Source organism: Microcystis sp. M20BS1 (genome assembly GCF_020245305.1).
Taxonomy (GTDB): Bacteria; Cyanobacteriota; Cyanobacteriia; order Cyanobacteriales; family Microcystaceae; genus Microcystis; species Microcystis ichthyoblabe_A.
This window is the reverse complement of sequence record NZ_JADBUZ010000250.1, coordinates 19,481-30,685: the sequence shown is the minus strand read 5'-3', so window position 1 is coordinate 30,685 and position 11,205 is coordinate 19,481. Positions and strand designations below refer to the sequence as shown.

Genomic DNA, 11,205 nt, shown 5'->3' with positions numbered 1-11,205 from the left:
TTTCAACGAATTCAAATTATGCTGCTGGCAGATGAGGGTAAAACCCAAACCCAAATTTGCCAAGAGTTGGGCTGTTCCCATAGTACAGCACGCCATTGGATAACCCTCGCCAAGTCTGGTCAGGCTCACCAGTGGAATAGTAGCCCAATTGGCAGCCAGAAAATCGGCAATCTCTTCCAGTTGCTCAATTTCTTCGTCCACTTCCCGCTCCCGCCAATCCCAGGCGACGGAATAGTAATCGCCCTTTTCCCCACTGTGCTTGAGGAAGGATCCTTGGAAGATGCCCAGTGCGGGTTCGCTGACTTTTGGTATAATTCTAACCAAGTGTAGGAACAGCATAATTGCTATAACTACTGATCTGTTTAGCTTTCATCCACTAAATTTAACAGCCCATGAACGGGTAATCACCCATCATTCAGGAGTTTTTGCAATGCCAGGATTTCTTCCTTATCAAAAGATTAAAGAGCGGATCGATCAGAAATTATTAAACATATCAGACTTTGAACCATCTAACTTAGAAGCTTGCAGCTATGATTTGAGAATTGGAACAATTTTTCAACATGGTCAGATAATTAATAAAGCTCATGATAAACACTCTGAGCAGTTTGTAATAAAACCTGGTGAGGTTATTTATTTGTTGACTTGGGAAGAAATTAAGCTTCCAGAAAATATTTGTGCAACTGTTTTTCCACGAAATTTTGATAGTTCTGAAGGTCTTCTTGTTCTCAATCCAGGTCATATAGATGCTGGCTATGAGGGAGCTATTACTGTTACAGCAATTAATTTAAGAAAAACACCATTAGCTATACAAAGAGGACGAAAGATTTTGACTATAGTTTTTGAAGAAATGCTATGTAACACATCAAATCCTTATAAAAGAAATATTAGTAGACAAGAGCGAGAAGATCAGTTTAATGCTGCTTTAGTAGCACAAGATACACACAATTTATCTGAAATTATAGCTCAAGGCTCAGATTCACCTTATCCCACTAAACAAGAAGTAGAATTTATGATTGTGAAGCATTGGATAACTGTGTTGACTCTTATTTTAACCGCTGTCGCAGCTTTAACGGGAATTATTGCAGTTTGGATCAGTATGCAACCGAAATCTGAGAATAATAATCAAAATCCAATTCCCTTAGAGAGTCCAAGTCCAACACCATCTTCAAAGGGAACTCAAGGTTAGTAATAATCAAGGTAATATAAAAATGGCTAAAAGTGGTCTGATTGTATTTGATTTAGATGATACTTTGCTAAATACCAGCAATGTTTATTGGCTTGCAAGAAAGCTTTTTGTGGAAAAATTATCTGAAGAATTACAAATTAACGAAGATAAATTAATTGAAGAATTTGAAAAAATTGATCATCTTCAAATGCAACAACTAAAACATTCTCCTTATCGTTATACTCGGAGTATGATAGAAACTTATAAATCTGTTTCTCATAAGATAAATCATCAAATATCCGAGGAAACTTTAAAAGCTATTAAAGATTTTGGCCGTTTAATTTTAAAAAATACACCAAATACTATTAAGGGGGCTAAAGAAATTCTTGATTGGTCATCTCAAAACTATTCTCTTGCATTATTGACAAGAGGTGAAAATTCATTTCAAAAAAAGAAGTTACACAAAAATGAACTGTATAAATACTTTGATTTTATAAGAGTTGTACCTCACAAAAATGCTGAAGTTTTAAAAAAATTTATCCAAGATATAGGCTTTGATTGTCAAGATGTTTGGGTTATTGGTGATTCACTAAAATCAGATATTAATCCAGGCATTGAAATTGGAGCAAAGTGTATCTTGTACGGCTATCATCATCCACATTATCATTGGATACAAGATCATGAAAGTGTTGCATTAGGCTCTTTTTACAAAGTTGATAATTTATCAGATATTAGACAAATTCTTGAGTCAGATTCTAATTCTAATTCCGAATCGAGGTCGATGACCTGAAAAAATCCGATATTTTGCAGGACTGGCACTTGAAGCCATCGTAGGTTGGATTGACCTAAGGAAACCCAACACAGAATTAAATAACCAACTAAAATAATCTATACTAAGCCAATAAAGCCTGTTTTATTGGGTTTCCTGCCTCCTATTAACAGTAGGCTAAAACTAATAATTAATATCATCGTCGCAATCACTCGTGGACTGGAGACAACAACTAATTATTTTTACCCGTTATCCGGAATTGGGGAAAGTAAAAACCCGTATGATTCCAGCTTTGGCAGCCGAGGGAGCCGAAGAATTACACCGCAAACTGGCCGAATATACTCTCAGTAAATTAGCGGGTTTGAGGAATTTTCTCTCTCTGATCATTTACTACCATGGCGGCAGCGAGGAAAAAATGCGTACTTGGTTAGGTGTGCATTATTCCTATCATTCTCAACGGGGAAAAGACTTAGGAGAAAAGATGCAAAATGCTTTTGCTGATGGTTTTGCTCAAGGGATGACAGCGATCGCTATTATTGGCACAGATTGCCCAGAAATCGGGGAAAAAGAGATTTTAGCAGCCTTTGAAGCCCTAAAAACCCACGATATGGTTTTAGGGCCGGCGTTAGATGGAGGATACTACCTAATTGCTTTAAAACAGGTCTTTCCAGAGCTTTTTGACGGTATTCCCTGGGGGACGGGGGAAGTCTTGGCAAAAACTCAGACAATCGCCGCTAAACTGGCCTTAAAGACCGCTTATCTGCCTAAATTAGCGGATATTGATCGCCCGGAAGACCTGCCCATCTTAAAAAAATATCTGCCAGAATTAAGGTTGAACGATGACGGGGGTTCCCATGCGGACTAAATCAAACAACACTTTCACATCCCGATTCCGCATCCGCACACAACCATGGGAAGCGGCGCTACCGAGGGAATTTTCCGCAGGGGTGCCATGAAAACCGATGGAATTTTTGCCGTCACTCCAAAAACCGATCCATCTTTCCCCTAGGGGACTATTGGGACCAGGGGTGCTGACTTTTCCCGTCCAGGGACTTTTCCAGACGGGATTGCGAACTAATTCCCGCACTTCAAATTTACCGGTGGGGGTTTCCCAGCCTTTTTTGCCGACGGCGACGGTAAATTGTGCTAAAACTTGCTTATCTTGATAAACGTAAACTTTTCTCTCTTTCAGTTTTAGGACCAGATGGGTAGCGAGAGTTTGATTGGCTGCGGTATTCGGGGTGACGGTGCTGATTTGGTTAGCTTGGGCCGGATATACGGGTAAACAAGTTAATCCTAATCCGATGATTAAGAGGGTCAAATTTCGTTTGAACGCCATTATTCCCACACTCCTCAATTGCGATAGCGATAATTTTTAAGGATAGCAAATAGGGAACTGTTTGGAAGCTCAAGCCGCTTACACTGTGCCAGTTTTAGCTTCGTACTGCCGACAACCTTCACAGGGACCTGGGGGATTAACCGCACAACGCAAGTGGGGGGAATAGGCATTAAAACGACAACTAAGATCACCTATAAATGCCGGTTTATTTTCTGTCTCTACAGGGATTGACAAAAAATCACTGGCAATCACCGGGCTGTATTCGTGACGATGGCGAATCCCTCTCAAACGGTTGCTTAATCTCTGTTGGGATCGGTTAATTAACCAGAGACTAAGCAGAGAGGGAAAGAGAGCAAGGATAAAAACAAAGGTTATCCTGATCACGATTTTAGTTTAGGCGATCGCCAGTGCTGCTAACTTATTATCGAGGCCGGCGCTAGAAATTAGGCCATAACCAGGGAAGACTTAAGGGGTTCTTCCTTTTTGCTTTCATAAACTGCCGCAGGACCGGGGAATCCTCTGGTTAGTTCCCGCACTTTAATCTCACCTGCTTGCAGGGATTTGGTCAAAATTTCCATGGCAACCACGGGTTTACCGGCACCACAGAAGAATAAATCGGCGGCGAAATAGCCGTGTTCAGGCCAGGTGTGGATCGCGATATGAGATTCAGCTAAAGTCGCCGTCGCGGTAACTCCGTGGGGACTGAACTGGTGGACACACAAATCGATCAGCGTTGCTTCTCCTGCCGTAATTCCATCGAGGATAGCGCGACGAATGCGCTCGGGATCGTTGAGGAGGTCAGCAGGTACTTGCCAAGCATCGACAATCAAATGGGTTCCCAGTTTGGTCATTTTTTTTTCAATACTCCCTATCGAAAAACCTTCACAGATTTACCAGTATAACACAATTTTTCTAACTTGTGCAAAAAAGATCTGGTTTTTCTCGGTTACTTTCTCTAAAAAACTGGGACAGGGTGGGGGAGAAGGGTGTGGGGTGTGGGGTGTGGGGTGTTGGGAAAAGCGCAAGGGCCTAATTTTATCTAGGAGGGGGGACGGGATTAGTGGGGACGGTGGGACTGGGAGAAGCGGCGGGAATGGGTGGATTTTCGGGTTTACGGACTTGGGGGACGGGTAACAGATAGAAAAGTAGGGCGCAAGCGACAAGACTGCCTAATCCCGCCAAAAAAGGCACTGTTCGACTGGCCACCGATTCATTCACCTTATGGTAGCGACGGGAAACTGGCTGTAATTTCAGGGTTAGGTCAGGTAAAGTGCGAGTATCGGCAAAAAATTGGTCAATCGCTTCTATTAAATCGAATAACTGCACGGTACTGATTTCTATGTTGACTGGACTTTCCGGGATATTCAAGTCCGTTGATGGATACCAGACCAGACGATGGAGATTCTGGTCAATCTTTTCTAGGTACACATGATCTGGTTCATGGACGGGGTCTTGGGGATGACGAACACCACTCAAAAATTCTTGGGCATACTGACTGACCGCTTGTACCAAATTTTCCAAGAAAACCCGACCACCTTGCAGGACTTTATTGGCCCCGACTAACCGACATTCTACGTTAGTCAAAATTGAGAGTAAAGGTCGGCTATCCCCGGGGTTAGCCGGGGCGAAATCATCGCCGAAACCATCGAGAATCAGGGTACAATTGGGCAAGCTATACTGTCTTCTCATTTCTACACGATCTCCCCATCAAATAAACTAATCCAAAACCGCTGCATTCCCGTCGTACCAGTACAAAATAATAACCGATCGAGGAGGGATAAAGCCAGTTCATTTAGGGCATTTTCATCAGCTAGATAAACCGATACTTTGGCCCGACGGGGGTTCATGCGACTGCGAAAATTGGAGCGAAATCTTTCTAGGTATTCTGATAAAAGAAAATTATTATCCACGGGTAAACCCTTTGATTCCATCTGTTGCCGCGCTAACAGTAATTGTCGGATGGATATAGCCAGGGGTTTGGCCCGATAACTGGCAATGATAACTAAAGCTTTTGCTTGGTCAAGGGTGAGACGGTCGAGGGTGTAGGAAATTCGCCAGGGATTAGTACAGCGCAAGCGCCAGAAAATAATCCGGTTTTTGACAATTTTATCGAGTCCTAGTTCTTTACAGAGGGCTAACAGGGCTTCCCCGGCACCGACTTCTAAGGATTCCAACGCTAATAGCATTAAATCGATATGCTGTTGGAGATGTAGAGCGCATTGCTGACTTGCAATCGGAAAATCGGGTAAAACGCTTAAAATAACCGGTTTTTCTGGGGCTGATGCTGTAGATTCGGGCGTTAGGCTAGTAGAGGTCATGATATAGGAGAACTAAAACACAAGGGCGATCGAGTCAGGATATTGTAAATTGTATTGTATAGATAGCTGTCCCCCATTTTACGAGACACGGAAACCGAATGGATCTGAAATCACTGATTCGCGATATTCCTGACTTTCCCAAACCGGGTATTGTCTTCCGCGATATTACTACCCTACTCAATCATCCCCAAGGATTACGTTACACGATCGATACCCTAACGGCAAAGTGTCGCGATTACGGTTTATCCCCCGATTACATTGTCGGTATGGAATCGCGGGGTTTTCTCTTTGGTGTGCCTTTAGCATACCAATTAGAAGCGGGATTTATTCCTGTCCGGAAACCGGGCAAATTACCCGCCGCCGTTCACAGTATCGAGTATGATTTGGAATACGGAAGCGATAGCCTCGAAATTCATCAGGACGCGGTGGCATCCCATCATAAAGTCTTAATTGTCGATGATTTAATCGCGACGGGAGGGACGGCGAAAGCAACAGCCGATTTATTAGAAAAAATTGGTTGTGAGGTGTTAGGATTTGCCTTTATCATCGAGTTAATCGACCTCGGTGGTCGGGAAAAATTACCCGATTTACCGATTATTACCCTCATCGATTATTAGGTTTTTTTAAGTACCTAAGCAGAATTAATTACACATTTCGCTAACACTCTGGCAAGAGTGCCTATCTCAAAAATGGCAATTAATTCTGCGCGACTATTTGTCTCCTGACTCCTGAATTGGAGTCCCCACTAGGAAATTAACTTGGCATGATTACTTATGACGGCGACCGATGATAATTATAAGGCTAAAACCGCTCGATCGAGTGCTAATGGGTTACAATCTCTCCTAACTAGCGAAACTTTTTTATATATTGTCAAGCGTGTTCTCCAGGGTTTATTAACTCTGTTGTTGGCCTCGGCTTTGAGTTTCGCTATTATCCAATTAACCCCCGGCGGTTTTCTGGCTTTGCTTGACCTTAATCCCAAGATTAGTCAGGAAACTAAAGAACAATATATTGCCCTTTTTGGTTTAAAAGACCCGCCGATTGTCCAGTATTTTAAATGGTTGTGGCAAGTGGTAACTCAGTTTAATTTTGGTCTGAGTTTTACCTATTTTCGTCCCGTGTCTTCCCTATTATTAGAGAGAATTCCAGCGACGTTATTAATGTCTTTGACTTCCATTATTTTAACCTGGGCGATTGCGATTCCCTTGGGCATTCTCAGCGCCGTCAAACAAAACCAATTTATCGATAAATTTTTCCGAGTTATCAGTTATCTTGGTCAAGGTTTTCCCAGTTTTATCACTGCCCTTTTACTGCTAATTCTCGCCCAAAATGTCTCGCCGCTTTTACCGGTGGGTGATATGACCAGTATTAACTATTCGGAATATTCCCCTATCGGTAAAGTTTTAGATATCGCTTGGCACATGATTTTACCAACTATTGCCCTGACAGTTACCAGTTTTGCAGGATTACAAAGATTGATGCGGGGACAATTGTTAGATGTTCTGCGACAGGATTATATTCAAACCGCCAGGGCGAAAGGTTTACCAGAAAATAAAGTTATCTATGTTCACGCTTTACGCAATGCTATTAATCCCCTGATAACTCTTTTGGGATTTGAATTTTCTAGTTTGTTAAGTGGGGCATTTATCGCCGAATTTTTCTTTAACTGGCCTGGATTAGGTCGTTTGATTCTGCAAGCTGTGACTGCCAAAGATTTATATTTAGTTATGGGCAGTTTAATGATGGGGGCTACTATGTTGATTATCGGTAATCTTCTGGCTGATTTACTTCTCAAAGCTGTAGATCCTAGGATTAAATTGGAGGATTTAAAGTAGGGTGATAGGGAAATTTCAGCTAAATTTCCCACTACCCAACGGGTGCATCTCACATTTGCAGAAATAGGGACAATCAGCAATTATCAGTGACCCTTAAATTATTACAGATGTATCAGCAGCTGCGTGTAAGCATCCCACCGAAAAACTAATGCGCGGGGGGTTTGGGGGCGGCGCCACGCCCCCAACGGGGGGTTTGGGGGGTAGAACCCCCCAAAGGCTTGGATTGAGTGGTAAAATTGGAAGTAATGACCAATTTTAGAAGATAGTTTCCCTTTAAAAATCCCAACTCAGTAGATTTACAAAAATGGGATGTACCCCCACCCAACCCCTTTTTTCCTTTTCACTTTTCACTTAATAAACTATGTTAGCAACTACACATTATTTACTCAGGTCAAAACAAGACGGACAATACCTAGTAGCGCGTCTGAGAAAAGGTGAAAGCGAAACTCCAGCTAGTTATCTGCTTCTGTTTAAAGAATCCTATGATGCTTTAAGTTATATCAATACCCATGCTCAGGATTTAGCCAATAATTTTTCTGTGGAAACTCTCTCAGGAACACAATTAAAGGGACTAATGCAGCGATGGGGATTTGCAGGAATTGGTTTAGTTAGTGAACCGTTGGAACCGCAAGTGCAGTTTTTAGCCTACGAAAAAGGATTTAATCTCTAAACTATGAAAACGCTGTTAATCACTGGAGTTAGTGGGTTTTTAGGTTGGCATATTTACCAAAAAACTCGCTCATCTTGGGCAAGTTTCGGTACATACCTTAATCACAATGTCAATAGTAATGACCCAAATTTAATTAAAATTAATTTAACAGACTTAGCCGCAGTTAAAGAACTTTTTCAACAGATTAAACCCGACGCGGTAATTCATGGGGCTGCCCAATCAAAACCGAATCTCTGTCAAGAATTTCCCCAAGCATCCGAGGCAATTAATCTGACAGCTTCTCTAGAAATTGCCCGTTTATGTAGTCAATATCAAATACCCCTAGTTTTTACCTCTACCGATTTAGTTTTTGATGGTAAAAATGCCCCCTATTCCGAAAATGATCCCGTTTCTCCAGTCAGTGTCTATGGTGAGCAAAAAGTAGCGGCAGAAAAGGGTATTTTAGCAATATATCCTCGGGCAGCTATTTGTCGAATGCCGTTGATGTTTGGTTCCCCTTCTCCCAGCGCTAATAGTTTTCTGCAACCCTTTTTAAAAACCCTGCAAGAGGGAAAAGAATTATCTCTATTTACCGATGAATATCGGACGGCTGTTGGGGTTAATAGTGCGGTGGATGGTTTACTTTTGGCATTAGAAAAAGTGCAAGGGATTATTCATCTGGGGGGTAAAGAAAGAGTTTCTCGTTATCAATTTGGTTTACTAATGGCGGCAGTTTTTAACCTTCCCAGGGAACAAATAAAACCCTGTTTACAGTGCGATGTTCCCATGAGCGCACCGCGTCCGCAGGATGTTTCTCTTGATAGTTCGCTTGCTTTTTCTTTAGGTTATCAACCATTAAGTATTAAAACCGAATTAGAGGCAATTAGAGATGAAATTATCTGAACAAAAGCGGACTATATTAATCATCTTACTCCTTTTTTTTACCGCTATTCTCATGACTAATTATTTCGAGGTAGGGATGACGGGAGTGTTAGCTTTTTTCGTTGCCTATCTTTCTAAAGGATTGCGAAAAGTTAAGTAGGGTATGTTGAAAAAGCCTGAAATGCCGATAGGAAAAAGGTAAAATACCCTAAAAGTCCTGCACTTTTTTTATTCAGTACAGATGTATATAATCTTGGCGGCAACTCCATCAGAACCAGAATCATTTGAACTGCCCTTTGCAACTTAATTGGCGTATTTACCTACTTATTTTCCCGAATTCTCTCCTATTTTATTCTTTTCTTAAGTCATTTTTTAAGCATTTGGTTATAAACTTGTCGTGAAAGAATTGGGAAAAACTCTTTATCTTGATAAAACTTTTTTTCATCTCCAAAGACAACTAAAATATAATGAGCTTTGTTATCAAGACTGACGATAATAGCCGCATCATTTCGATTATTAAATGTCCAGCCTATCTTAGCATAAAATTGAGTTTTAACGGGGAGAGATTGACCTAAAAAGTCTTGGATAGGATTAAAAGGTTTTTCTTTCCACGCTTGAGGATGTAAATCTCGGGCTCTTCTGGTTTATGTGTGGAAACGAAGCCTATACTGATAGTTTCTTCGGTAAAATAGTCGTAAAAGTCCTTCTCAGTCAATATTTCACGATTCCATAAGCAAAAATTATCACACAAAGTCGAGAAGAGCCAATCTCGTTTAATTAATTATTCAATCCCTTGGCTATAAGCTGGTGAAATGGCTTGTTCTTGCTCAATTTCGATTGGAAATTTTCCAATTTTCACTCTCTTTTTTAAACCAATAAATAACATTCTTGGGTCTATTAGACTGATCGTGATAAGTTTAACTAATCAATGATTGGCTGCTAACAGCGGTGAGTACAGATGTTGAAAATTTCTTAACCCATAAGTCTGACGCAAAATTACACGAATACGATTATTTAAAACTTATTTAGATGCTGAACAGCTTATTAACAAGTAATTTAGATAAGTCTCTTGCATAATTAATTTTTGAGGGTTCAAAAACGTCAAAAATAAGGATTAAAGGCTCTTCTAGGTTCTGTGTGATAAGTTTAACTTACTATATGATCGATCAATCTTTGTGTCTTTGTGGTTCGTTCCACCCCCTCGCTAGGAGGAATGTATCTTAGAATACATTTTACCCACTAAACCCAAGAGAGCCGATTAAATGGCATAAAATCTGTAAATAGACCATTTAATTGATTATTATTCATTATTAATTCTCCTGACTACTGACTTCTAATCCTAACAACAATTTTTGATTTTTACAAGAAGTCTGATGATTTGGTATTCTCAAAAGGTTTACTGGCTATGGTATGATTAAGGGGGGTTTGTTAGACTATGATATTTTTCATGATAATCTGTTTTGATCTGATATCATGTTGAGTAAAATTCACGCTCTAAATTTGGGTTTAAATCATGATAACTACACTAATCGAACGAGAAGCAGAACCAATTTTAATTAGTGACTTAACCTGGAGAGAATTTAAAGCTGTTGAACAGCTAATCGATCGCCCAGGGTTAAGGTTATCTTTTTTAGATGGAGTTTTGGAGATTAAAAAAATGCCAGGGAAAAAACACGAAACTATCAAAAAACGTATTGCTTCTTTAGTAGAAATTTATTTAGAATTTTTGGGATTAGATTTTACTCCTACTGGTTCTGTCACCCTAGAAAATGAATTTGAAAAGGTTAAAAGAGAAGGTGATGAATCTTATGAATTGGTAGCAAATAGAAAACATCCTGATTTAGTGATTGAGGTGGTTGTTAGTAGTGGAGGAATTAATAAACTAGAAGCATACAAACGGTTACAAATTCCTGAAGTTTGGTTTTGGATGAATGATGAGTTATTGTTTTATAGTTTAGGAAATGATGGTTATGAAGCTGTTAGTAAATCGCAACTTTTACCGAGTTTAGATGTAGATTTATTGATGCGTTGTATTGGTATAGAAAATCATGCTCAAGCGCTGGGAGAATTTAGAGCAGGGATTAAACCGAATTGCTTGGGTTAATATTGATAGAAAACGATTAAGAAATTATTGCTTCAGTTGCTGTGGATTCGTTGAAGCAGCAAATTATCAATCAGATTTTGGTTGAGAGAATTTCAGTATATTAAGGGGAAGAGAAATGTGAGTGACGAGCTTGTAAAATGGATA

Annotated in this window: 15 protein-coding genes and 1 pseudogene; 10 read left to right on the top strand and 6 right to left on the bottom strand. The window is 40.3% G+C overall.

The window, feature by feature from the left end; translation table 11 throughout:
• The 4 genes and pseudogenes from IM507_RS23360 to IM507_RS23345 form a co-directional block, all read left to right on the top strand.
• Positions 1-153: pseudogene (locus IM507_RS23360) on the top strand (helix-turn-helix domain-containing protein); the annotation flags it as partial.
• Between the two features lie 277 nt (positions 154-430).
• Positions 431-1,186, top strand: a complete 756-nt coding sequence (locus IM507_RS23355; protein WP_069474382.1) for a dCTP deaminase — start codon at positions 431-433, stop codon at positions 1,184-1,186.
• A 22-nt stretch (positions 1,187-1,208) separates the two neighbouring features.
• Complete coding sequence (locus IM507_RS23350; RefSeq protein ID WP_002738227.1) at positions 1,209-1,955, top strand: HAD family hydrolase; 747 nt, start codon at positions 1,209-1,211, stop codon at positions 1,953-1,955.
• A gap of 193 nt (positions 1,956-2,148) precedes the next feature.
• Entirely contained in the window at positions 2,149-2,799 is a 651-nt protein-coding gene (locus IM507_RS23345; protein WP_002737359.1) for a TIGR04282 family arsenosugar biosynthesis glycosyltransferase, read from the top strand.
• Here the strand turns inward: IM507_RS23345 and IM507_RS23340 are convergent.
• The 5 genes from IM507_RS23340 to IM507_RS23320 form a co-directional block, all read right to left on the bottom strand.
• Positions 2,761-3,273 carry a L,D-transpeptidase gene (locus IM507_RS23340; protein ID WP_002735789.1) on the bottom strand — a complete coding sequence of 171 codons (513 nt, stop codon included), beginning with the start codon at positions 3,271-3,273 and terminating at the stop codon, positions 2,761-2,763. The genes IM507_RS23345 and IM507_RS23340 overlap by 39 nt on opposite strands.
• Before the next feature lie 78 nt (positions 3,274-3,351).
• Entirely contained in the window at positions 3,352-3,657 is a 306-nt protein-coding gene (locus tag IM507_RS23335) for a DUF6464 family protein (protein ID WP_069474381.1), read from the bottom strand.
• Between the two features lie 59 nt (positions 3,658-3,716).
• Positions 3,717-4,124 carry an adenosylmethionine decarboxylase gene (speD, locus tag IM507_RS23330; RefSeq protein WP_002781248.1) on the bottom strand — a complete coding sequence of 136 codons (408 nt, stop codon included), beginning with the start codon at positions 4,122-4,124 and terminating at the stop codon, positions 3,717-3,719.
• A 184-nt stretch (positions 4,125-4,308) separates the two neighbouring features.
• Positions 4,309-4,962, bottom strand: a complete 654-nt coding sequence (locus IM507_RS23325) for a DUF4335 domain-containing protein (protein ID WP_036399963.1) — start codon at positions 4,960-4,962, stop codon at positions 4,309-4,311.
• 2 nt (positions 4,963-4,964) lie between these two features.
• Positions 4,965-5,591, bottom strand: a complete 627-nt coding sequence (locus IM507_RS23320) for a DUF3038 domain-containing protein (RefSeq protein WP_123229928.1) — start codon at positions 5,589-5,591, stop codon at positions 4,965-4,967.
• A gap of 98 nt (positions 5,592-5,689) precedes the next feature.
• Here IM507_RS23320 and IM507_RS23315 point away from each other — a divergent pair, with 98 nt between their 5' ends.
• The 5 genes from IM507_RS23315 (at position 5,690) to IM507_RS23295 (ending at position 9,117) form a co-directional block, all read left to right on the top strand.
• Positions 5,690-6,208: an adenine phosphoribosyltransferase gene (locus IM507_RS23315; protein WP_002737799.1), complete on the top strand. Its 519-nt coding sequence runs from the start codon at positions 5,690-5,692 to the stop codon at positions 6,206-6,208.
• Between the two features lie 156 nt (positions 6,209-6,364).
• Complete coding sequence (locus tag IM507_RS23310) at positions 6,365-7,426, top strand: ABC transporter permease (protein WP_002736873.1); 1,062 nt, start codon at positions 6,365-6,367, stop codon at positions 7,424-7,426.
• Positions 7,427-7,787: 361 nt separating this feature from the next.
• The gene (locus IM507_RS23305; RefSeq protein WP_002737657.1) at positions 7,788-8,096 is read left to right on the top strand and encodes a hypothetical protein; all 309 of its coding nucleotides are present in this window, start codon (positions 7,788-7,790) and stop codon (positions 8,094-8,096) included.
• A gap of 3 nt (positions 8,097-8,099) precedes the next feature.
• Positions 8,100-8,978, top strand: a complete 879-nt coding sequence (locus IM507_RS23300) for an SDR family oxidoreductase (protein WP_002754983.1) — start codon at positions 8,100-8,102, stop codon at positions 8,976-8,978.
• Positions 8,965-9,117, top strand: coding sequence for a hypothetical protein (locus IM507_RS23295; protein WP_002737765.1), 153 nt, complete (start codon positions 8,965-8,967; stop codon positions 9,115-9,117). The genes IM507_RS23300 and IM507_RS23295 overlap by 14 nt, the downstream gene beginning before the upstream one ends.
• A 411-nt stretch (positions 9,118-9,528) precedes the next feature.
• Here IM507_RS23295 and IM507_RS23630 read toward each other — a convergent pair whose 3' ends face one another.
• A complete protein-coding gene (locus IM507_RS23630) occupies positions 9,529-9,708 on the bottom strand; it encodes a hypothetical protein (protein WP_123229926.1) in 180 nt (59 codons plus the stop codon).
• Between the two features lie 762 nt (positions 9,709-10,470).
• Here IM507_RS23630 and IM507_RS23290 point away from each other — a divergent pair.
• Positions 10,471-11,061 carry a Uma2 family endonuclease gene (locus IM507_RS23290; protein WP_123229925.1) on the top strand — a complete coding sequence of 197 codons (591 nt, stop codon included), beginning with the start codon at positions 10,471-10,473 and terminating at the stop codon, positions 11,059-11,061.
• The last annotated feature ends 144 nt before the right edge of the window (positions 11,062-11,205 follow it).

Coding starts and splice junctions, on each gene's coding strand:
- IM507_RS23355 (WP_069474382.1), top strand. CDS start 431: ATGCCAGGATTTCTTCCTTATCAAAAGATTAAAGAGCGGATCGATCAG.
- IM507_RS23350 (WP_002738227.1), top strand. CDS start 1,209: ATGGCTAAAAGTGGTCTGATTGTATTTGATTTAGATGATACTTTGCTA.
- IM507_RS23340 (WP_002735789.1), bottom strand. CDS start 3,273: ATGGCGTTCAAACGAAATTTGACCCTCTTAATCATCGGATTAGGATTA.
- speD (WP_002781248.1), bottom strand. CDS start 4,124: ATGACCAAACTGGGAACCCATTTGATTGTCGATGCTTGGCAAGTACCT.
- IM507_RS23325 (WP_036399963.1), bottom strand. CDS start 4,962: ATGAGAAGACAGTATAGCTTGCCCAATTGTACCCTGATTCTCGATGGT.
- IM507_RS23320 (WP_123229928.1), bottom strand. CDS start 5,591: ATGACCTCTACTAGCCTAACGCCCGAATCTACAGCATCAGCCCCAGAA.
- IM507_RS23315 (WP_002737799.1), top strand. CDS start 5,690: ATGGATCTGAAATCACTGATTCGCGATATTCCTGACTTTCCCAAACCG.
- IM507_RS23310 (WP_002736873.1), top strand. CDS start 6,365: ATGACGGCGACCGATGATAATTATAAGGCTAAAACCGCTCGATCGAGT.
- IM507_RS23305 (WP_002737657.1), top strand. CDS start 7,788: ATGTTAGCAACTACACATTATTTACTCAGGTCAAAACAAGACGGACAA.
- IM507_RS23300 (WP_002754983.1), top strand. CDS start 8,100: ATGAAAACGCTGTTAATCACTGGAGTTAGTGGGTTTTTAGGTTGGCAT.
- IM507_RS23295 (WP_002737765.1), top strand. CDS start 8,965: ATGAAATTATCTGAACAAAAGCGGACTATATTAATCATCTTACTCCTT.
- IM507_RS23290 (WP_123229925.1), top strand. CDS start 10,471: ATGATAACTACACTAATCGAACGAGAAGCAGAACCAATTTTAATTAGT.